Below are 17,781 nucleotides of genomic sequence, written 5' to 3'. Positions count from 1 at the left end.
ACCGGTGGCGGGCACGGCTTCATGCGGTCAGGCCGGGAGCAACTCCGTGAAGTCGCGCACAGGGCGCGAGCCGTCCCAGTCGACCGATGCCCGCCAGACAGCTGTGAACATCTGCCGCGTGATCTCGTTGTCCTGGACCAGCTCGATCATCCCCGGGGCGTCGCCGCCGCCGTCCAGGAAGAAGACATCGCCCCCCGGGGCCAGATCGTGGAACCGCACCACTGCCCCGCTCGCCTCGCGGCGTTCGACCTCTGCCTTGACGTTCGGCACGATTTTGGCGACGTGGTGGAAGCCGTAGCCATGGCGTTCGTAGGTGTCCTTGTAGATGGAAGGCTCGTCGTCGAGGGTCTGGACGAGCTCGATCATCATGTGCCCCGAGAAAGCGAGCGCGAGGGTGAACTCGGCCTTCCCGGGCTCACCACGGTAGGTGGACCCCGCGCCGCCGATCCTCTGGTTTACGAACCAGGGGCCGACGCCGAGTCGGTCGGTCCACCAGCGCATTGCGGCGGTGAGGTCGGGGACCGCGTACGCGAACTGGACGACGGCGTCGGTCGGCTGCCCGAAGGGAAACTCCACGGCGGTCGTCCTCTCTAGGCCTGCGGGCGGATGAAGCTGGTAAGGCCGCCGTCCACCACGAGGGTCGTACCGGTGATGTAAGCGGCTTCGGACGAGGCCAGGAAGAGCACGGCCTCGGCGAGTTCCTCCGGTTCCCCTTCCCGGAGCATGGGAGTGCTGAGCCTGATCCGCTCTCGGAAGGCGTCCGCTCCCCCGGGCGCCAGGCCCGTCGTACGGGAGGCGATGTCGGTGTTCATGCCGGCCGGAATGACGATGTTGACGCGGATACCGTCGGCGACGACCTCGGCGGCGAGAATGCGCGTCAGGTGCTCCAGCGCGGCCTTGCTGGCTCCGTAGGCGGCGGTTCCCGCGCTGGCCCTTCGGCCGGCCGCCGAGCCGCAGAAAACGACGGCCCCGCCTGGTGCGAGCAGGGGCCTGAGGCCCTGCATGAGGAAGAACGAGCCCTTGACATTGGTGTCGAACACCCTGTCCCAGGTGGCTTCGTCCATGTCGTCGAGGCGCTTCATGCCGGCGTGCCCCGCGTTGATGTAGGCGGCGTCCACGTGGTCGACCTCCGCGGCGACCTCACTCAGCGCGGCCTTGATGCCGGCCACCGAGGAGAGGTCGGCCGCGACAGTGATCGTGCCGTCACCGATGAGGTCGCTCGCGACCTTCAGCTGGTCCGGGTCCCGCGCGATGATGACCAGGCGCGCGCCCTCACGCGCGAAGGCCTGTGCGGCCGCCAGGCCCAGCCCTCTGCTGCCGCCGGTGACGAGGCAGGTCTTCCCGAGGAAGCGCTGCCGCCGGTCCCCGACGGCCGGGTCGGGACGTCCCGCGTCGCTCGTGTCGTTCATGACGCTCCTTCTGGTCGCTCCGAAAGGTGGCTCAAGCCTCGATCTCGACGCCGCCGAACGGAGCTCCGCCGTTCAGGACGCGCTCCTCCGGAGGGATGGGTGCAAGACTCACGCGTACGTCGATGCAGGTCGGTCGGCGGGCCGCGAGGGCCGCCTCGATCGCGGGTCCCAGCTGGTCCAGCTCGGTGACGTCGACGCCGTCCGCGCCGAGGGCTCGCGCCACGCCGCTGTAGGAGCCGTTCTCCAGGCGGTTGTTGGTGACGCGGTCCTGTCCGAAGATGAACTGCTGGGTGTGCAGGGTGGCGCCCCAGGCCCGGTTGTTCAGCACGATCACGACCACCGGGAGTCCCGCCCGGACCAGGGAGTCGAACTCGGCGAGGCTGTAGCCGACCGCGCCGTCGCCGGTGACGAGGATCGTCGCCTTGTCGGGATGCGCGTACTGCGCTCCCAGCGCCACACCGAAGTTGCTCCCCATCGCACTGAGGTAGCCATGTCCGAGGTAGTGGGCCAGCGGCGCCAGCGCGATCGTCTCGGAGAGCCACAGCTCGGTCAGGGCGCCGTCGACGACGACGGTGGCCTGCTCGGGGACGCTCTCGGCGATCGTACGGACCGCGAGGTACGGGTGGATCGCGGCGTCCTCGTGCTGCACGGTCTCGTCGGCGAGCGCGGACCGCCGGGTGGCGGAGATGTCCCGCAGGGCCGTGAGCCAGTCCTCGCGTCCCGAAGGCACGCCACTGTCGCCCAGCCGCTCGTTCAGCAGGCCGATCGTGCCGACCGGGTCGGCCTGGACGCCGAGTTCGACATCCTGCAGACGGCCCAGCTCACGGCCGTCGGGGTCGATCTGGAAGATCCGCGCGCTCTTCGGGAGCAGTCGTCCGGTGCCGAACTGGGTGGCCATTCCGAAGCGCAGCCCGAGCATCAGGACCAGGTCGGGACGCTCGTCCTCGGGGGCGGTGGCCAGTGTCTGGAGGAGGCCGACGTGCTGTGCGGAGCCGGCGATCGCCCCGAGGCCTTCCCAGTCGGAGAAGAGGGGCACTCCGGTACGGGCGGCGAACTCGTGCAGGTGCGTCCGTGCCTCGGTGGTGACGAAGGACTTGCCGACCAGCGCGACCGGGCGCCGGGCGGTACTGAGCGCCTCGATGATGCGGTCGACGGCACCGGCGGGGGAGACACCGGTGCCGTCGACCTCGACGCGGTGGTCGTCGACATTGTCGACGTCCACCGACTGGCGCAGGACGTCCCAGGGAATGTCCAGGAGCACCGGGCCCTTGGGTTCCGACTGCGCGATGCGGATCGCCTGGGCGACCAGACGCGGGATCAGCTCGGCTCGAGTGACGCGGTGCGCGAACTTGGTCACCGGGGCCGCCATGGCGACCTGGTCGAACCCGGCCTGCTGGTCATTGGCCTGGTCCATCTCCAGCGGGACCGAGCCCGCGATGTAGAGGACGGGGGTCCGGTCCAGGTAGGCGTTGGCGACCGAGGTCAGGACGTTGGTGAAGCCGCCCCCTGCCGTGACGACGGCGACGCCCAGTTCCCCGGTGACCCGTGCGTATCCCTCGGCCGCGTGACCGGCGTTCATCTCGTGCCGTACGTCGACGACCCGCAGCTTGGCGTCCAGGGCGTCCTGGAGGATGCCGTCGATGTGCGCTCCGGGCAGGCCGAAGGCCACGTCGACCCCGGCTCGCCACAGCGTTCTGACGACGAGCCCACTACCGGTTGCGGTTGCCATGCGATGGTCCGCCTCTCTGGACGTACTCGGGGTTTCGACAAGGGGCGCTGAGGCCGGGCCGCGTCTCCAGCCGCCCGTGCCGCAGTCTGGGTGGCGTGGTGGGGGACGACAATGGCTGTGTTCGTTGGACGGCCAATGTCTTGATCGGCATCGCCCGGTCGTGACCCCGCCGACCGGGCTGTTCGCGGAAGCGATGTCAGGTTTCCGGCATCCTGAGTACGGCCTTGATCACCCGCCCGGAGCCGGTCTCCGTCCACGCTCGGGCGAAGTCGCTGAACGGGAACTCCTCGATCATCCGGTCGAAGGGGAACCGACCAGCCCGCCAGTACTCGACGAGCTGGGGGATCAGCACGTGGGGGTTGGCCGAGCCCCCGATGATCCCTTGGAGCTTGCGGCCCCCGGCGAGGAGAAAGCCGGTGTCCGGGACCCATTCACTCGCGGGTGCCACCACGTAGCCGAGGGTGCCTTCGACAGCGAGGCAGCTCGTCGCGGTCGCGTAGACGGACGGTGCGTCCGCGGTGACGTACGCGAAATCGAAGCCGTCGGGGTCGATGTCTCGCAGCGACTGTTCGGCTCCGGCGCCGCCCAGCACGGTGTCGGTGGCGCCCAGCTCCCGGGCGAGGTCGAGCCGGGGCCGGTTGATGTCGACGGCGACGATGTGCCGGGCACCTGCGAGACGGGCCGCCATGATGGCCGCGAGTCCCACGCCTCCGGTGCCGAACACCGCGATCGACTGTCCGGGGCGGAGCCGGAACGACTCCAGGACCGAGCCCGCCCCCGTGATGACACCGCAGCCGAGCGGTCCCATCAGGTGCAGCGGGGCGTCCTTCGGAAGGAGGACCGCGCTGCGTGCGGGCGCCAGTGCGTACGTCGCGAAGGAGGACTGCCCGAAGAACATCGCCGCGATCCGGTCACTGTCCTGGGCGATCGGCGAGCTGCCGTCGAGTCGTGCGCCGCCGAAGGCCACCCGCATCGCCTCCCGGCAGTAGGTGGGCCGCGCGTCGAGACAGCGGGGACACACACCGCAGGAGTTGCCTGAGAGCACCACGTGGTCACCGGGCGCGAGGCGGGTCACCCCGGCACCGACCGCCTCCACCACGCCAGCACCCTCGTGCCCGAGGACGATGGGGCGCGGAACGGGGACCCCACGTCCGTTGTGCGCATTGATGTCGGTGTGGCAGATGCCGGTCGCCACGATGCGGACCAGGACCTCGTCCGGCCTCGGTTCATCCAGGTCGACCTGCTCAAGGCCGGGGACGGTCCGGCTCTCGCGTGACACCGCCGCAGTGATCTTCATGAGACGGCGACCTCCGGGTCGTACTCGTAGATCCAGCCGTTCTCTTTGAGCGGGTCGGCCTGCGAGTACTGAAGGTCGCGGGCCTGCTGCTCGGGGCCGTCCGGCAGGTGGTTGATGTGTGACCTTCCGTGCGAGACCTCCTGGAGGCGGGCCGTGCGGCGGCGACGCAGTTCCTCGTAGCGGGCCAGCGCCGCGATCGGGTTGTCCCGGTCTGCCGCGAGGCACAGGGACAGGACGGCGCCGTCCTCGATCGCTTGGGCCGCGCCCTGAGCGAAGAACGGGAACATCGGGTGGGCCGCGTCGCCCAGCAGAGTCGCGTTGCCGCGGTTCCACCGGTCGAGGGGCTCACGGTCGAGCAGTGCCCAGCGCCCCGGCGTCTCGGCCGACTTGATCAGCTCCACCAGGCGGGGATCCCAGCCGGCGAACTCGTCGAGCAGTTCCTGGACCGTCGCGGTGGCCGTCCAGGACTCCACGCTGTCGGCGCCGGCCGGCGCGAAGGCGACGAGGTTGACGTAGTCCTCTCCGGAGACCGGGTAGTGCACGAGGTGGTGGTCGGGGCCGATCCAGAGGGTCTGGGCTCGCCGCTTGGCGAAGTCGGGTGCCTTGTGCGCCGGTACAAGGGCCCGGAAGGCGCAGATGCCCGACTCCCGCGCCTGAGTCGGGCCGACGATGGCGCCGCGCACGCGGGAGTGGACCCCGTCGGCGCCGATGAGGATGTCCGGGCGGACCGTCTCGCCGTCCTCGAACCGCAGAACAGCCTGGTCGCCTTCGAACTCGACGGAGACGCAGCGCCTGCCGAGGTGGATGGAGCGCTCGGGGACGGCCGACTTCAGAGCGTCCAGCAGGTCGGCGCGGTGGGCGGAGTACGTGTGCTCGCCGTACAGGCGTATGCAGCCCTCCTCCAGGTTCTCCGCGGACAGAACGGTGCCGTTCTGCCAGCGCCGGAACTCCCAGCCGATCTCCATCCGGACCGCGCGCTTGATGAACCGGTCCAGGACGCCGAGACGTCGCAGCAGGCGGGCGGCGTTGGGCGCGATCACCAGGCCGGCGCCGACCTCGGTCAGGGCGGACGCCTGCTCGTAGACGTCACTGTCGAAGCCCTGGTCGCGCAGGAACGCCGCGGCGGCGAGGCCTCCGATGCCACCACCGAGAATCGCGATCTTGGGGTCGTTGTCGGTACTCATGGTCGTTCACTCCCGTGGGCCTCTGGCGAGGTGGTAGCTGTCTGCCGGTAAGAGTGCGACCATCTGCACATTGTTAGAACACCTTCATCCATCCAACGAACATCAGAGGTAGCGTGACTGCGGTCACGAACGATGAAGGAGAGGCCCATGCCGCGCGCGAACGAGCCCGGCCGGACCGTCAGCTCTCGGCTGTGGGACCTGCTGTTCGCCTTCGACCCCGACCACACCGAGCTGAGCCTCGCCGACCTGGTCAGGCGCACCGGCATGCCGCACGCCACCGCGCGGCGCCTCACGCTCGAACTCGTGGAGGCCGGTGCGTTGGAGCGCACCAGCGACAACCGGTTCGCGATCGGCCTGCGGCTGTGGCGTCTCGGCACGCTCGCACCTCGCGCCGAGACGCTCCGCAGCGCCGCCCAGCCCTTCGTGGAGGACCTGTACACGGCTCTGCGCCAGCATGTGCAGCTGGCCGTCCTCCAGGGCGACCAGGCCGTGATCATCGAACGCCTCTCGGCGGTCAACGCCGTCGGGCTCACCTCGCAGGTCGGCGGCCATCTGCCACTGCACTGCTCGGGTGTCGGCAAGGTGCTGCTGAGCCACAGCAGTCCGGAGTTCGTCGACGAGGTGCTGGCGGGCAGGCTGCGGCGCTTCACTCCCAAGACGATCGTGGACCCGGCCGAACTCCGTCGTGAACTGGCGTCCTGTCGTTCGACCGGAACGGTTGTCGTCAAGGAGGAGCTCAGCGAAGGCGCCGAGTCGGTCGCGACACGCATTGTCGACGGCCGCGGCAAGGTCGTCGCGGCACTGTCCGTCGTGGTGGCCGCAGGCTCGATCAAACTGCAGGCGGCCGTTCCCTCGCTGGTCGCGAGCGGACTGGGACTGTCCCGGAGTCTCGGCTGGCGGCCGGGCATTCCCATTCGGACGTCGTGACCTCGCGCGCGGCAGGGAAACCGGGGCGTCATACCGCAGGTTGCCGCCGGGAGAGCTGCATGTGGCCGAGCCGCCATCCCTCGTCGGTCGCGAACCACACCCGGGTGGCCACCGCCTGCACCAGGAACGGCGGCAGGTCGGGCACGCGCCGGATGCTCATCTTCTGATAGCACGTCACGATGGCCCGTCCCCCTCGCTCCCGGCATGTCACCTCGCTGGTCTCGGCCTCGAGGGTGGCTCCCATCGACGCGTTGTAAGCGAGGAAGCGCTCGCGGTCGTGGACGTTGCCGACCGGCCCGTGCACGATCACGCAGTCGGGGAGCATGAGCGCACGCTGCTCCTCGTCCCCTTTCGTGATCGCGACGAGCCACGCCGCCTCTGCCTGGGAGACCGTGTCCGGCCCGCGGACGTCGTCCTTGCTGCCCGGCGCTGACTGTGTGGTGGTCATGGTCCGACTCCTGTCCGAGTGGGTCGTGTGATCGTTGTGCGTGGTACGCGGTGGCCCGCCGCGGTGGCTCCTCCCGGGGAGGAGTCGCGGCGGGCGCCCCGGTGTTCGCGGTCGGCCTGTCGCCTTGGTCCGGCACCGGCCGGTTCGTCGAGAGGTCAGTCGTCGAGGGTGTGCGGATCGTCGTCGAGATGCGTCTCTCCCGGACCACCGCGCCCGCCCGCGAGGGTGAGTGCCGCGGCCACGAGGGCGGCCACACCGCCGAGCACGTACGCGTGGGAGTAACTGTTGCTGAGGGCCTGGAACGCTACGTCCTTGAGCGGGTTGAAGGGGATGACCTGACCGTCCGGCGAGGTGATGGTGGCCGGCACCGAGTTGGCGCCGAGCGGTCCCGAGGCAACGGCATGCACCGCGGCCTCCAGCTGCGGTCTCTGGTCCGCGGGAGCGTGGGCCGGAGCGGCCTGGAAAGCCGCGTACGCCTTACTCAGACCGGGATTGCCGGCCACCTCACGGGCCATCTCATTGGCGGCCTGGCCCAGCGCGACAGCGCCCGCGATCGCGGGGCCGAAGGCGAACCCGAGGTCCCGGAAGGTACTCGTGGCACCGCTCGCCATCCCGGCGAGGTGGTTGGGCAGCGCATTGACCGCGACCGCGCTCATGGCGGCGAAGGCGAGTCCCGAGCCGGTGCCCGCGAGGATCAGCGGCCCGACGATGGAGCCCAGCGCCCGGTCGCTCGCCGGAACGCCGGCGAACCACAGCCCGCCGACCCCGATGAGGACCAGGCCGGCGAAGAGAACCCACCGGGGGTTGTAGCGCTCCAGCAGCTTCGACGTGAGAGGCAACAGGACGAAGCCGATGCCGCCGAAGAAGAGGTAGGCGATGGAGCTCTTCAGTGGGCTGAATCCCTGGACGGTGGTCAGGCGGATGCTGGTGGAGTACATGATCGCGAGAAAGCCGAACATGCCGACCAGGGTGACCACCGAGTTGACGGCGAACGCCCGGTTCTTGAACGCGCTCAGGAGGAGGAGCGGCTGGGCGACGCGACCCTCCACGAAGACGAACAGCACGAGGAAGACGCCCGCGGCGATGAACGCGATGACGATCTGCGGGCTACCCCAGCCGCTCTCGGGGCCCTGGATCACGGCGTAGAGCAGAGCGAACAGGCCGAGCGCGGCGGTGATCTGCCCGGGCCAGTCCAGGGAGCGGCCCTCAGGCGCGGCGGAGTTCTGGGCGAGGGCCAGCGACAGCAGCGCGCTGACCGCGGCGATGACCAGGACACCGACGTAGGCCCAGCGCCAGTTCCCGTTCCCGTCCCAGCCGGTGTGGATCTTGGCGGCGACGCCGGCCAGCAGCGGACCGAGGAAGCCACCGATCGAGAGCGCGGCGGCCCAGACCGCCACGCCCCGCGCGCGGGTGGCGGTGGTGTGCGTGCCGGCCGCCACCATGGCGAGGCTCGTCGGGAAGATGGCCGCGGCCCCGATGCCGCTGAGGAGTTGACCAATGATCAGCAACGTCACCCGGGTGTCCGTCGACGCCCCCTCACCCGGCACCAGGACCGCGACCGCCGAGCCCACGACGATGAGCGCAGCGCCCCCGACGAGCAGACGCTTGCGGCCGAAGAGGTCACCGAACACGCCGAAGCCCAGTTCCAGCGCGGCGACGGGGATGAAGAAGGCGTCGACGATCCACGTCAGCTGCGCCGAGGACGGCGCGAGATCCTGCTGGATCAGCCCAGTGATGAGCGAGGGCACGGAAAGGGCCATCTGCGACAGGCACACGGCGAGCACCACCGCGGCCAGCGTGCCCGGCCTCAGGGTGTATCTGCCACTCTCCCCGCTTGCCTCGGCGGGTGAATCGATCTGGACCATGGACGACTCCTTGCGCGCGGCGCGCGCTGCTGTCGGAACCGGCGTTCACCGCCGGACCTTGCTGGGGGTGCTTGTGTACGGCCATGCGGAGACACCGCTGCCGAACCGCCCCGGGGGCCTGCGCGGACCGCCTCCGCGTGGCTCTGCGACCAACCCTGATTCAGGTCGCCCGGCCTGGTGACCGACCTGCCGAGCAGCGACAAGGTAGGAAGTGACCGCCGCCACGCTCAATGGACATGTTCATTGGACGAACAAGCCATTAGCAGTTCGCGCTGTCGACCCGGGAGCCGCAAAACACGCTCTAGAAGCTCGCTCTAGAGTCTAGACTGGACCGAAACGCCCCCATCAGCAGTTGTGTCTACGAGAAGAGTGCGAAGCGGATGACTTCCGACGTCAGCCACGCCGAGGAACCAGCCATCGGACCACGAGGTCGACGGGGCCGCTCGACCCACTGGCCCCGGTCTGCGACAACACAGCGCGCGGTGCTGGACGCAGCGCGGACACTGTTCTCCGAGCGCGGCTACGAGAACACCAGCATCAATGACATCGTTCAGACGTCGGGCGTGAGCGTCGGCAGTATCTACCACCAGTTCGGCGGCAAACTGGAGGTGTTCACCGCTCTGGCGAACGAGCTGTCGGGCATCCACGCCGCCGCCTCGGCCCGCGCCGCGAAACGGGCCGCCGGGGCCGAATCGGCCAGCCCAGCCACCATCTATCTCGCGGGGGCGCATGCCTACCTCATGAGCACATGGAAAGAACGCAGCATCACCCGCATCATCATCGGCGATGACGGGCCGGCGGGATTCTCTCCCATGCGGCGGGAGGCGCTGGAGCGGTTCAAACACGGCACGGAAGGTCTCACCATCGGCACCCCGCCTCTACCGGACTCGACCGCGTTCGCGGTGACCGGGCTGCTCCACGCGGCGGCTCTGCAGATCGTGCAGGTCGAGAACCGCCGGACCGCCAAGCGGGTCGCGGACTACTTCATCGATCTGCTCATGTGCCTGTTCGACCCGGCCTCGGCCCTGCAGGAGCACCCTCCGAAGCAGAGTTGGCACTGAACCACCGGCCATTGGCCGTCCGGTCACTGGAAGCCGCACCCGGGATTGGGGGCGTCGACTGTGAGCGGGGTGCCGACCGGATCGACGTACAGCGCGTCGAGGACCACCGGGGCACTGCCCAGGTTCCGGCCGATGTGGACGTGGGCCGGTCCGGCCGGTTCGGTGATGGCGTCACCCGAGGAGTACACGCCGTCGGTCGCGCAGTCCGCGTCCGAGTGGATCAGCGTGCCCTCCAGCACGAGCCCGTACACCGTCCCGAGGTGGTAGTGCCATCCGGTCGTACCGCCGGGGCTGATCGTGATCCGCTTCAGTGTGTACGTCATGCCGTCAACCGTCCGCTCGTAGAGGGTGGTTGACGAGACTCCCGAACTCGGCGTGGCATGGGCCACCCCCGGTACCAGGACGAGGGGCAGGGCCGACATGCCTATGAGGGCTGCGCGGCGGGTCGTGCGCATGTGTGCTGCGGTCCTTCCGTAACGCGCGGAGTCGAGTGCGGGGCAGCGGCCGGGGGACGCAGCACTCCCTCGCTCCCGGGCCGCGGCGGGATGCCGTACGTCGTCTCAGCGGCGTGTGCTGCCGCCGTCCGCGACGATGATCTGCCCCGTGATGAACGCGGCATCGTCGGAGGCGAGGAACGCCACGACACCCGAGACGTCGTCCGGCATCTGCACCCGCTTGATGTTCTGCACCTGCACGGCCTGTTCGAAGAAGGCCTCGCTGGTGTTCTCCAGGGCCGCGGCGGTCCGGACCAGACCCGCCGCGACGCCGTTGACGGTGACGTCGTGAGCGGCGAGGTTGGCGGCCAGGACGGAGGTGAGGCCGTTCAGCGCGCCCTTGGCGGAGACGTAGGAGACGAACGGAGGCGGCGCGGTCCAGTAGCTCGACGACGTGATGTTGATGATCCGTCCCGACCCGGACTCCTTCAGGTCCGGAATGAACGCCTTGGAGGCCAGGAAGGGACCGTCCACGTTGACGGCGAAGGTGCGCCGCCACTCTTCGTACGTCACATGGTCTGCGTCGGCCAGCAGAACCACCGCCGCATTGTTCACCAGGATGTCGGCGGAGCCCAGTTCGCTGCGGACCCTCGCGGCAAACCGGTTGATCGCGTCCTCGTCCGAGACGTCGACCTTGTCACTGAAGAACCGACGACCTGTCTCCGCGACCAGTTTCCGCGTCTCGTCCGCCGGGTTGACGTCCGCGATCGCGATGTCCGCTCCCTCCGCCGCGAGCCTCCGGGCGATCTCCTGCCCGATACCCGTGCTGCCTCCGGTCACAACGGCGGTCCTGCCCGCCAGTCGTCCAGCCATGACCCATGTCTCCTTGCCGCGAGGTCGTCCCCCTTAGATCTTGTGCTTCGAGGCTGCGGACGACTTCGGCTTGTTCGTTCAATGAACACCCACCCATTCCGTCTCACCGGTAGGGAGGCAGGTAGGTGATGTCGATCGGGGAACCGTCGATGACGACGCCAGAACGGATCAGGGTCTCCGTCTCCTCGGCGGTCGCACCGCTCTCCGCCAGCAGTTCGACGGAGTGTTCGCCGAGGCCGGGCGCCATGAAGTACGTGTCCACGGTGGTGCGGGCGAAGTCCGCGAGCCGGTCGTTGGTGATGAAGCGGCGCCCGTCCAGGGCGGTGAACGTGCCGAGGAGGTGTCGGGCGTGCAGCCCGCGGTCTGTCGCGACTTCCGACGCGCGTCGCGCCGGCGCGGCCGGAACGCCTGCGGCGGTGAGCTTCGCGACCGCGCTCTCGCGGGTGCATGACGCGAGCGCCCGGGATATCTCCGTCACCGGGTCCGATCGCAGTGCCGTGTCGTCCAGGTCGATTCCGGCCGCGCGCCACTTCTCGGGCTCCAGCACCGCTGTCTGCAGGCGCACATAGCCGTCCCTCACGGGATAGAAGCGGTCCGTGGGCCCCGGTCCGGCGAAGTCCCGCCCGCCCCACCGGCCCGCCGGGCGATCCGTGTACTCGACGAGATCCGCCGACTGCAGGAACACGGACGTCGTCGCGAGCGAGGTCGACAGGTGCTGTCCCTCCCCGGTCATCGTCCGGTGGTAGATACCGAGCACCGAGGCGAGAGTCCCGCACACACCGGTCGTCATGTCGTTCGGGGGGACGGAGTAGGGGACGGGCTCGTCGTCGCCGCCCTGGGCGAGCATCATCCCGGCCGCCGCCTGGATGACGACGTCGTAGCCGGGCTTGCGGGCCAACGGTCCCCGCTCGCCGTAGGCCGTCACCGAGACCGTGACGATGTCCTTCCTGTCCTCGGTGAGGTCCTCATGGCTCATGCCGAGTCGCTTGGTGACACCGAGTCGGAAGTTGTCGACGACCACGTCGCAGGAGGTGAGCAGCCGGCCCAGCGCCTGCTTTCCGTCCTGGCCGGACAGGTCGATCGCGATCGACCGGTAACCACGGTTGAGGCTGAAGCCCTGCATGCGCCAGGGATCACCGACCAGCGGTTCGACCTTGATGACGTCGACACCCAGCTCGGCCAGCAGACGGCCGACGTAGGGCCCTGCGACGTAGGAGCCGGAGACGGCGGCTCGGTAGCCGGCCAGCGGACCCTGACCGCCGTCGACCGCGGGCCGGGCCGTGGCGGGACTGCCCGGGGTGACATGCCACTGCGCGTCGGCGACGGTGACCGCGCCGGACGTGGCCGAGACGGCAGCGGGCACCGTCACCGAGTCCACGACGGCGCCCGTCATGTGGATCCCGCCCAGCACGGGATCGAAGAGGCTGATCCGCTGGTCCATGAGCTTCATCTGCTCGGACCGGAACCATTCCTCGCGGTGGGCGAGCTGGACGCAGGGAACGTCGCCGCGTTCGAGCAGTTCGACCCACTCCGCCGCCGGACGGGTCATGAACCGCTCCTGGAACGCCTTCATCACCCAACGGCTGTTGTCGATGTGCCACAGGCGCTCGATCCTCCCGCCGATGCGCGGATCGTCCAGGAGCTCACGCAGACCGACGATGTCGATCACAAGGTTGCTGAACTTCGGGCCGAGCCCGCCGACGAAGACCCATTCCCCGTCGGCCGCCTGGTACCGCGTGTACATCGGGTTGAGGCCCTCGGGGCCGATACCCCGGTCGGGGTCGGGTTCGTCATCGGGCCGTGTGATGACGGGGTCACCGAAGACGGCCGCCGCGTTGAACCCGCTCACGGTCAGAAGCTGCCCGAGGCCGGTGTAGCGGTACTCCACCAGGGCGGCCACGACGCACGTCGCCGTCCACACGCCGTGTGCCTGCACGAGGTAGGGATAGACGGCGTCGACCGGACTGCCCGGATATGAAGCCTGGTACGCCGACAGTCCGAATATCGCACTGAGCAGCTCCGCCGACTCGCCTTCCCCGGACCATGGCGCTCCGTCAGGCAAGTAGGGGGGCGTGCGGACGACAAGCCGCCGCGTGCCCAGGCTGTCGGCGTCGACACCGAACGCCGTGAGCCTGTCCAGCGTGTCTACCACAACCACGTCGGCGGAATCCGCGAGCCGCCCGATCTCGGCGCGGTCGGCCGCGGCAGAGGCGTCCGCGTGGACAAGGGTTTTCGATCGATTCCGAACCAGCCAACCGGGGAGCGCATCGGTTGGCTCCCGGCGGGGGTCCCTCGCCACGACCTTGAGGACTTCGGCGCCGTAGTCACCGAGGATCGCTGCTGCCAGCGAACCGGCTCCCCCCTCCGCCAGGTCGAGAACTCGCACGTCGCCCAGCATTCCCCGGGTGACTTCGTCGCTTGCGGCCATCTGCTTCTCTCCCTTGAGAAGTGCGGTCCGTCGCAGGACTCACGCCTGCTCTGCCAACGTCAGCGCACGGGCCGGGCATCCACGCACCGCCTCGCGCAACCGCTCGAGATCGCTCTGCGGCACCTGATCACGCGCCAGTTCCAGCGTCCCGTCGTCGCCGACTTCGAAGTAGTCGTCGGCGATCGACTCACAGATTCCGATACCGGTACACCGGTCGCGATCGACAACGATCCTTGCACTGCTGTCAGCCGTCATACCAGAGGAGCGTACTAGAAGGCCGCTCTAATGTGAACCGCGCGTTCCGGCGTCGGTGAGGTCACGCGAGGGGGCACGCGCAACGCCTGACGACGCGCGCGAGCCGGTTGCGGGCATGCGTGATCGCCACGCGTCGAACCGATGGCGGGCCTGTCGTCTCAGTCCGCGCAGGCGTCCGTCCTCGCACCCTTCACGCGGTCGAGCAGGAGGCGCAGGGTGGCCAGTTCCTGTTCGTCGAGGCCGCCGAACAGCTCCACCTCGGCAGCCTGTACGGCACTGTCGACCTGGGCGACCAGGGCCGTCCCGCGATCGGAGATCTCCACGACGTGCCGGCGCCGGTCCGAGGGATCGCGGCGACGGGCGACCAGCCCGTCACCCTCGAGGACGTTGAGCAGCGTGACCAACACGCTGGGATCGACCCGCAGTTCCTCGATCAGTGCCTGCTGACTCAACCGCTCGCGATCGGCCAGCAGGCCCAGCACATGCGCGTGACTGAGCTTGAGGCCCTGCTCGGCGAGGACCTGCCGGATCGCCGTCTCGACGACCTTGCCGGAGTGAGCCAGAGCGAAGCTGATGCGGTCGATGATCACTTCACAATTCTATCAATCGGCGACAACGATGGGAATGAATAGATCGTTGGTGATGTTCAATGATCTGCTAGCGTCCACGAAAGACGGGGCCCCGCGAGGGCCGGAGCCGTCTGTGCGACGCGTTCGAGACGGGAGTCACGCGATGACCGACTACGGCCACGACCTGCGCTTCGGGTCGTTCCTCACCCCCCAGAACAGGGATCCGCAGGCCGTAGTGGACCTGGCGGTCCTGTCGGAGCGGGCCGGTCTGGACCTGGTGACCTTCCAGGACCACCCCTACCAGCCGGCCTTCCTCGACGCCTGGACGCTGATGAGCTGGGTCGCCGCCCGCACCGATCGCATCCACCTGGCGGGCAATGTCACCAACCTGCCGCTGCGGCCCCCCGCGGTCCTGGCCCGCTCCGTGGCCAGTCTCGACCTGCTGTCGGGTGGCCGGGTCGATCTCGGGCTGGGTGCGGGCGCCTTCTGGGACGCCATCGAGGCGATGGGCGGGCGCCGGCTGTCGCCGGGCGAGAGTGTCCAGGCGCTGAGTGAGGCCATCGACGTCCTGCGCGGCGTCTGGGCGGCCGACGAGCGTGGCGCACTGCGTGTCGACGGCACCTACTACCAGGTCAAGGGCGCCAAGCGGGGTCCCGCACCGGCGCACGACGTGCCGATCTGGCTGGGCGCCTACAAACCCCGGATGCTGCGGCTGATCGGCGAGAAGGCCGACGGCTGGCTGCCCAGCCTCGGGTACGTGACCTCCCCGACGGTGCCAGAGGCCAACGCGATCATCGACGAGGCCGCCGAGCGGCACGGACGCGACCCGCGCGAGATCCGCCGGCTGCTCAACGTCTCGGGCACGTTCGGCACGTCCGCCCAGCAGTTCCAGGGGCCTCCCGAGCAGTGGGTGGAGCAGCTTCTGCCGCTCGTGCTGGAGGACGGTTTCAGCACGTTCGTCTTCGGCTCCGACGACCCGGTGTCGCTGGAGACCTTCGCCCAGGAGGTGGCGCCGGCGCTGCGCGAACAGGTCGCCGCCGAGCGCGGATCCGCGGGCATCCGCACCGGCCGGGTCCGCCCGGAGTCCGCCCTGGCCAAGCGGCGCGACGGCATCGACTACGACGGCGTTCCCGCGAGCCTCGCCGAGCGGGCCGTCGAGCCCGGTGACCGCGACTACTCCAAGGTGCGCGCCACGTACCTCTGGCCCGGCTCCCCCGGACTCGTGCTGCGCCCCACCACGGCCCAGGAGGTCTCCGACGCGCTGCGCTACGCCCGCGCGCAGGACCTGCCGATGGCGATACGCAGTGGCGGCCACGGCATCAGCAGCCGTTCCACCAACGACGGTGGCACCGTCATCGACCTCGGCGCCCTGAACAGCGTCGAGATCCTCGACCGCGAGCGGCGCCTGGTGCGGATCGGTCCCGGCGCCCGCTGGGGGGACGTCGCGGCCGCACTCGCCCCGCACGGACTCGCGATCGGCTCCGGCGACAGCGGCGACGTGGGCGTGGGCGGCCTCGCGACCACCGGCGGACAGGGCCTGCTCGGCCGTTCGTACGGTCTGACGATCGACCATGTCAGGGGCGCGGAGGTGGTGCTCGCGGACGGCTCCGTCGTGCGCGCGGACGCCGAGCACCACCCCGACCTGTTCTGGGCCCTGCGCGGTGCCGGCGCCAACATGGGCATCGTCACCTCGTTCGACATCGAAGCCACCGAACTCGGCGAGGTCGTCTTCGCCCAGATCCTGCACGACGCCACCGACACCGCCGACTTCCTCGGGAGCTGGGGGGAGTTGGTGGAGGCGTCCCCGCGTGAGCTGACCCCGTTCCTCCAGGTGGTGCAGCAGGGCGGGCGGCGGGTCGCGCAGACGTACGCCGTCTGGGCCGGCGACGACACGGAACGGGCGGCACGGGATCTGGAACGCTTTCTGCCCATCGCCCCGGTCCTCCAGCAGACCGCGCGGCTCCTGCCGTACGCCGCGGTCGTGGCGCCGGTGAACACCCCGCACGACGGGGCCCAGTCCCTGTTCCGCAGCCGGAGCGGGCTGGTGGATCACCTCGACGCCGAAACCGCGGCTGTCCTGACGGGCCTGCTGGAGCGGGGGGACGCCGGTTACCTCCAGATCCGCTCGGTGGGCGGAGCGGTCAACGACATGCCGGCCGACGCCACCGCGTACGCCCATCGCACCCAGAACTTCTCTCTCACCGCCGTCATCCGGCGCCGCCATGAGGAGCAGGCCGACCAGGAGTGGCGGAAGCTGCCGGTGTCCGGCCTGTATCTGAGCTTCGAGACGCATGATCACGCGGCGGCGCTGACCAAGGCGTTCCCGCCGGCCACCCTGGAACGGCTGCGGAAGACCAAGGCCGCCTACGACCCGGAGAACGTCTTCCGGAGCAACTTCGCCATCACGCCCGCCGTCCCGGTCGAGAGCTGAGGGCGCCCGCCATGGCAACGACGCCCGGCGATCTCGTCCCGCCACCCGTGAAGCTCGTGGCGACCGATCTGGACGGGACCCTGCTGCGCGGTGACGGCACCCTGTCCCTCCGCACTCGTGCCGCACTGGCGGCCGCCGAACACGCCGGCATCGGCATCGTGCTCGTCACCGGCCGCCCGCCACGGGCCGTACCCGGCCTGCTGGCGACCATCGGGCGGTACTGCGTGATCGCCGCCAACGGAGCCGCCGTGTACGCCCCGGACGGATCCGCGCTGCGGACCTGGCCGATCCAGGCCGACGAGGCGGCCGCGTTGGTGGCGCGAGTGCGGGCGGCGGTGCCCGGCGTGTCCTTCGCCTTCGAGTACGACCACTACTTCGCGCACGAACCGGCCTATCCGAGCTGGTCGTACGCGGAGGACACCGTCGACCTGATCGGTTCCGCCGAGGAACTCCTGCTCCGGCCCCCGGGCCACCCGGTGGCGAAGATCCTCGCCCATCACCGGACGCTGCCCCTCGACGTCTTCCACGACCGGGCGCGGCACGCCGCGCACGGGCATGCGGAGACCACCCACTCCACTGGTCTGTCCCTGGTGGAGTTCAGCGCGCCCGGCGTCACCAAGGCCAGCACCCTGACCTCGTGGGCCGACGGGCTCGGCATCGGCAGGGCTGACATCGCCGCCTTCGGGGACATGCCCAACGACCTGCCCATGCTCACCGCGGTCGGCAACTCCTACGCCATGGCCAACGCCCACCCGGCCGTGCTGGCGGCCGCCCGCCACCGCACCGCGTCGAACGACGAGGACGGCGTGGCGAGGCAACTCGAACAGTTCGTCGCCGCGCTTCACCGGCCAGAGACAGTGGCTTGAGACGT

Annotated in this window: 16 protein-coding genes; 4 read left to right on the top strand and 12 right to left on the bottom strand. The window is 69.6% G+C overall.

All coding sequences use genetic code 11. The features are described from left to right. Positions 1 to 27 precede the first annotated feature (27 nt). The 5 genes from EJC51_RS45950 to EJC51_RS45930 all read right to left on the bottom strand — a co-directional run bounded on the left by EJC51_RS45950 (position 28) and on the right by EJC51_RS45930 (position 5,619). Positions 28 to 576 carry a VOC family protein gene (locus EJC51_RS45950; protein WP_126276552.1) on the bottom strand — a complete coding sequence of 183 codons (549 nt, stop codon included), beginning with the start codon at positions 574 to 576 and terminating at the stop codon, positions 28 to 30. Between the two features lie 14 nt (positions 577 to 590). Then, on the bottom strand, positions 591 to 1,409 hold the full coding sequence (locus EJC51_RS45945) for an SDR family NAD(P)-dependent oxidoreductase (protein WP_126276551.1): 819 nt from the start codon (positions 1,407 to 1,409) through the stop codon (positions 591 to 593). A gap of 31 nt (positions 1,410 to 1,440) precedes the next feature. Beyond that, a complete protein-coding gene (locus EJC51_RS45940) occupies positions 1,441 to 3,138 on the bottom strand; it encodes a thiamine pyrophosphate-binding protein (RefSeq protein ID WP_126276550.1) in 1,698 nt (565 codons plus the stop codon). A 196-nt stretch (positions 3,139 to 3,334) separates the two neighbouring features. After that, on the bottom strand, positions 3,335 to 4,435 hold the full coding sequence (locus EJC51_RS45935; protein ID WP_126276549.1) for an NAD(P)-dependent alcohol dehydrogenase: 1,101 nt from the start codon (positions 4,433 to 4,435) through the stop codon (positions 3,335 to 3,337). Continuing rightward, the gene (locus EJC51_RS45930) at positions 4,432 to 5,619 is read right to left on the bottom strand and encodes an FAD-dependent monooxygenase (protein WP_126276548.1); all 1,188 of its coding nucleotides are present in this window, start codon (positions 5,617 to 5,619) and stop codon (positions 4,432 to 4,434) included. The genes EJC51_RS45935 and EJC51_RS45930 overlap by 4 nt, the downstream gene beginning before the upstream one ends. Positions 5,620 to 5,766: 147 nt before the next feature. Here EJC51_RS45930 and EJC51_RS45925 point away from each other — a divergent pair, with 147 nt between their 5' ends. After that, positions 5,767 to 6,546: an IclR family transcriptional regulator gene (locus EJC51_RS45925; protein ID WP_126276547.1), complete on the top strand. Its 780-nt coding sequence runs from the start codon at positions 5,767 to 5,769 to the stop codon at positions 6,544 to 6,546. A gap of 28 nt (positions 6,547 to 6,574) precedes the next feature. On the opposite strand, the gene EJC51_RS45920 is transcribed toward EJC51_RS45925, so the two are convergent. Together EJC51_RS45920 and EJC51_RS45915 are read right to left on the bottom strand one after the other, a co-directional pair. Then, complete coding sequence (locus EJC51_RS45920; protein ID WP_126276546.1) at positions 6,575 to 6,994, bottom strand: nuclear transport factor 2 family protein; 420 nt, start codon at positions 6,992 to 6,994, stop codon at positions 6,575 to 6,577. Positions 6,995 to 7,149: 155 nt separating this feature from the next. Next, the gene (locus EJC51_RS45915) at positions 7,150 to 8,859 is read right to left on the bottom strand and encodes an MFS transporter (RefSeq protein WP_126276545.1); all 1,710 of its coding nucleotides are present in this window, start codon (positions 8,857 to 8,859) and stop codon (positions 7,150 to 7,152) included. Between the two features lie 482 nt (positions 8,860 to 9,341). On the opposite strand from EJC51_RS45915, the gene EJC51_RS45910 reads away from it, so the two are divergent. After that, the gene (locus EJC51_RS45910; protein WP_165951056.1) at positions 9,342 to 9,920 is read left to right on the top strand and encodes a TetR/AcrR family transcriptional regulator; all 579 of its coding nucleotides are present in this window, start codon (positions 9,342 to 9,344) and stop codon (positions 9,918 to 9,920) included. Between the two features lie 23 nt (positions 9,921 to 9,943). On the opposite strand, the gene EJC51_RS45905 is transcribed toward EJC51_RS45910, so the two are convergent. The 5 genes from EJC51_RS45905 to EJC51_RS45885 form a co-directional block, all read right to left on the bottom strand. After that, positions 9,944 to 10,375 carry a cupin domain-containing protein gene (locus EJC51_RS45905; protein WP_126276543.1) on the bottom strand — a complete coding sequence of 144 codons (432 nt, stop codon included), beginning with the start codon at positions 10,373 to 10,375 and terminating at the stop codon, positions 9,944 to 9,946. A 105-nt stretch (positions 10,376 to 10,480) separates the two neighbouring features. After that, positions 10,481 to 11,227: an SDR family NAD(P)-dependent oxidoreductase gene (locus tag EJC51_RS45900; RefSeq protein WP_126276542.1), complete on the bottom strand. Its 747-nt coding sequence runs from the start codon at positions 11,225 to 11,227 to the stop codon at positions 10,481 to 10,483. 103 nt (positions 11,228 to 11,330) lie between these two features. Continuing rightward, positions 11,331 to 13,655, bottom strand: a complete 2,325-nt coding sequence (locus tag EJC51_RS45895; RefSeq protein ID WP_126276541.1) for a CoA transferase — start codon at positions 13,653 to 13,655, stop codon at positions 11,331 to 11,333. Between the two features lie 39 nt (positions 13,656 to 13,694). Then, positions 13,695 to 13,910 carry a ferredoxin gene (locus tag EJC51_RS45890; RefSeq protein ID WP_126276540.1) on the bottom strand — a complete coding sequence of 72 codons (216 nt, stop codon included), beginning with the start codon at positions 13,908 to 13,910 and terminating at the stop codon, positions 13,695 to 13,697. A gap of 158 nt (positions 13,911 to 14,068) precedes the next feature. Continuing rightward, positions 14,069 to 14,500 carry a MarR family winged helix-turn-helix transcriptional regulator gene (locus EJC51_RS45885; RefSeq protein ID WP_126276539.1) on the bottom strand — a complete coding sequence of 144 codons (432 nt, stop codon included), beginning with the start codon at positions 14,498 to 14,500 and terminating at the stop codon, positions 14,069 to 14,071. A gap of 142 nt (positions 14,501 to 14,642) precedes the next feature. Here EJC51_RS45885 and EJC51_RS45880 point away from each other — a divergent pair, with 142 nt between their 5' ends. Beyond that, positions 14,643 to 16,910 (top strand): LLM class flavin-dependent oxidoreductase, encoded by a 2,268-nt coding sequence (locus EJC51_RS45880; protein ID WP_126276538.1) that lies wholly within the window; start codon positions 14,643 to 14,645, stop codon positions 16,908 to 16,910. Between the two features lie 11 nt (positions 16,911 to 16,921). Beyond that, positions 16,922 to 17,776: a Cof-type HAD-IIB family hydrolase gene (locus EJC51_RS45875; RefSeq protein WP_126276537.1), complete on the top strand. Its 855-nt coding sequence runs from the start codon at positions 16,922 to 16,924 to the stop codon at positions 17,774 to 17,776. The last annotated feature ends 5 nt before the right edge of the window (positions 17,777 to 17,781 follow it).

Source organism: Streptomyces aquilus (assembly GCF_003955715.1).
GTDB lineage: Bacteria > Actinomycetota > Actinomycetes > Streptomycetales > Streptomycetaceae > Streptomyces > Streptomyces aquilus.
This window is presented reverse-complemented; position numbering and strand designations above follow the sequence as displayed.

Bases quoted from the DNA above. Each gene is read 5' to 3' on its own strand.
- EJC51_RS45920 (WP_126276546.1), bottom strand. From the start codon at position 6,994: ATGACCACCACACAGTCAGCGCCGGGCAGCAAGGACGACGTCCGCGGG.
- EJC51_RS45900 (WP_126276542.1), bottom strand. From the start codon at position 11,227: ATGGCTGGACGACTGGCGGGCAGGACCGCCGTTGTGACCGGAGGCAGC.
- EJC51_RS45945 (WP_126276551.1), bottom strand. From the start codon at position 1,409: ATGAACGACACGAGCGACGCGGGACGTCCCGACCCGGCCGTCGGGGAC.
- EJC51_RS45890 (WP_126276540.1), bottom strand. From the start codon at position 13,910: ATGACGGCTGACAGCAGTGCAAGGATCGTTGTCGATCGCGACCGGTGT.
- EJC51_RS45925 (WP_126276547.1), top strand. From the start codon at position 5,767: ATGCCGCGCGCGAACGAGCCCGGCCGGACCGTCAGCTCTCGGCTGTGG.
- EJC51_RS45915 (WP_126276545.1), bottom strand. From the start codon at position 8,859: ATGGTCCAGATCGATTCACCCGCCGAGGCAAGCGGGGAGAGTGGCAGA.
- EJC51_RS45875 (WP_126276537.1), top strand. From the start codon at position 16,922: ATGGCAACGACGCCCGGCGATCTCGTCCCGCCACCCGTGAAGCTCGTG.
- EJC51_RS45895 (WP_126276541.1), bottom strand. From the start codon at position 13,655: ATGGCCGCAAGCGACGAAGTCACCCGGGGAATGCTGGGCGACGTGCGA.
- EJC51_RS45940 (WP_126276550.1), bottom strand. From the start codon at position 3,138: ATGGCAACCGCAACCGGTAGTGGGCTCGTCGTCAGAACGCTGTGGCGA.
- EJC51_RS45930 (WP_126276548.1), bottom strand. From the start codon at position 5,619: ATGAGTACCGACAACGACCCCAAGATCGCGATTCTCGGTGGTGGCATC.
- EJC51_RS45880 (WP_126276538.1), top strand. From the start codon at position 14,643: ATGACCGACTACGGCCACGACCTGCGCTTCGGGTCGTTCCTCACCCCC.
- EJC51_RS45935 (WP_126276549.1), bottom strand. From the start codon at position 4,435: ATGAAGATCACTGCGGCGGTGTCACGCGAGAGCCGGACCGTCCCCGGC.
- EJC51_RS45905 (WP_126276543.1), bottom strand. From the start codon at position 10,375: ATGCGCACGACCCGCCGCGCAGCCCTCATAGGCATGTCGGCCCTGCCC.